We start from the raw sequence: 2256 nt of genomic DNA on the forward strand, positions 1-2256 counted from the left end.
ACTTAATGGTTTATAAAAATGTTTTACTTAAATGACTTACATGTTTAAAACATAAAAACCATTAAGAAAATGAAGAAAATCAAAGCTAAAACTTAATAAACTTAACTTACTTAATGGTTTAAATTGAAACTGCAGCTAACCTCATCTAAAATAAAAACCATTAAGAAAATGAAGAAAATTAAGCGAAATACTTAATAAACTTAACTCACTAAATGGTTTAAAATTGTTTTACTTCAATGACTTATATGTTAAAAACAAAAAACCATTAAGAAAATGAAGAAAATTAAGCGTAAACCTTAATTAACTTAACTTACTTAATGGTTTAAAATTGTTTTACTTAAATGACTTATATGTTTAAAACCTAAACCAACACAGATACAAAATCCATACGCACACTGCCATCCTCATCAATTCTAGTCAAGTTGATATCGTGTAGCGTATTCACCAATTCCGGATTCCAAGGCGTTTTTACTTTTACGTAATTCTCAGTAAATCCGTGAATGTAACCTTCCTTATTTTCGCTTTCAAACAACACTTTACGTTGCGTTCCCAATTGACTTTCATAAAAAGCACGGCGTTTTTTCACTGATAATCCGCGTAACATCTTACTGCGTTTCGCACGCACATTTGCCGGAACAATGCCACTCATAGCAGCAGCTTCGGTATTATCACGCTCCGAATACGTAAATACATGCAAGTACGAAATATCCAAATCATTCAAAAAATGATACGTTTCCAGAAAATGCTCATCCGTTTCACCCGGAAAACCTACAATGACATCCACACCTATACACGCATGTGGCATCACCTCGCGAATTTTACTAACGCGCTCTGTGTATACCTCGCGCAAGTAACGACGCTTCATTAACTTCAAAATATCATTACTCCCAGATTGCAACGGAATATGAAAATGCGGTACAAAAGTCCTGCTTTTCGACACAAATTCAATCGTTTCGTTTTTCAATAAATTCGGTTCAATAGACGAAATTCGTAAACGCTCAATACCGTCTACTTCATCCAAAGCCTGAACCAATTCCAGAAAAGTATGTTCGTGTTTTTTATTTCCAAATTCCCCTTTACCGTAATCGCCAATATTTACGCCAGTAAGTACGATTTCTTTAATGCCTTGTTTCGAAATTTCAGCTGCATTTTTCAATACATTTTCTAACTCATCACTTCTAGAAATTCCTCTCGCCAGCGGAATCGTGCAATAGGTACATTTATAATCGCAACCATCCTGAACTTTCAAGAACGCGCGCGTTCTATCGCCTATAGAATAACTGCCTACATAAAAATCAGCTTCGGCAATCTCGCACGAATGCACCTCGCCCATATCATTTTTAGACAAATCATTGATATAATCAGCTAGTTTAAATTTTTCGGTAGCACCAAGCACCAAATCTACGCCATCCACCGCCGCCAATTCCTCCGGTTTCAGTTGCGCATAACAACCCACCGCAGCTACAAAAGCTTTATCATTGAGCTTCATAGCCTTACGCACCACTTGTTTGAATTGTTTATCGGCATTTTCAGTAACTGAACACGTATTAATCACATACATATCAGCCACTTCTTCAAAATCAACGCGATCAAAACCCTCGTCTTGAAGATTGCGTGCAATAGTTGATGTTTCTGAGAAATTGAGTTTACAGCCTAAAGTATAAAAGGCTACTTTTTTGCGTTTTTCCATAAGTAAGCGCTATCTAATGAAATCGTTGTCAAAAAAATAGCGTGCGCAAATTTACGAACAAATACGAGAAAACTGCACCGAATTGAATTTTTATTAAATAGGGCGTGCCCCTCCGTAAACTGCGGGTCGGGCTCTCCGCTCTATCTTTATTTTTTTAAAGAAAAAAAATAAAGGATACCGCTGCTATCCCTCACGCGTACCAACTCGTTGCAAACCAAAACGAACGCAACAAGAAACAATATTGCTTTTGTAATAAAATTATTATTTCTATATTTGGTAAATGCAAACTAACTGTGCTACATGCTAATCATTTTCAATTGGTTGAAATCGGGGAGGGTTTGCTGCACCTTTAGAGTGGTTAGTGATATTACCTAAACTACACATAAAAAATAACATTTAGAAACGATAATGAATATAGAGATACCAAAATTTCACGAAACTTTTAATCCTATTTTAGAAATATTAAGTAATGGAGAAACAATTCATACAAGAGAATTGCAAAAATTGGTAATTGAAAAATATTTTTCTCAACTAACTGAAGAACAATTAATAGAAAAAACAAAATC

At 35.0% G+C, this 2256-nt stretch carries 1 protein-coding gene; it reads right to left on the bottom strand.

Annotated features, from left to right (window positions below):
• Window positions 1-361: 361 nt before the first annotated feature.
• Window positions 362-1690, bottom strand: coding sequence for a tRNA (N(6)-L-threonylcarbamoyladenosine(37)-C(2))-methylthiotransferase MtaB (mtaB, locus tag FPG59_RS15575; RefSeq protein ID WP_086455463.1), 1329 nt, complete (start codon window positions 1688-1690; stop codon window positions 362-364).
• Window positions 1691-2256 lie beyond the last annotated feature (566 nt).

Origin of the sequence: Flavobacterium sp. FPG59 (assembly GCF_002150205.1) — a bacterium.
In the GTDB taxonomy this organism is placed as follows: Bacteria; Bacteroidota; Bacteroidia; order Flavobacteriales; family Flavobacteriaceae; genus Flavobacterium.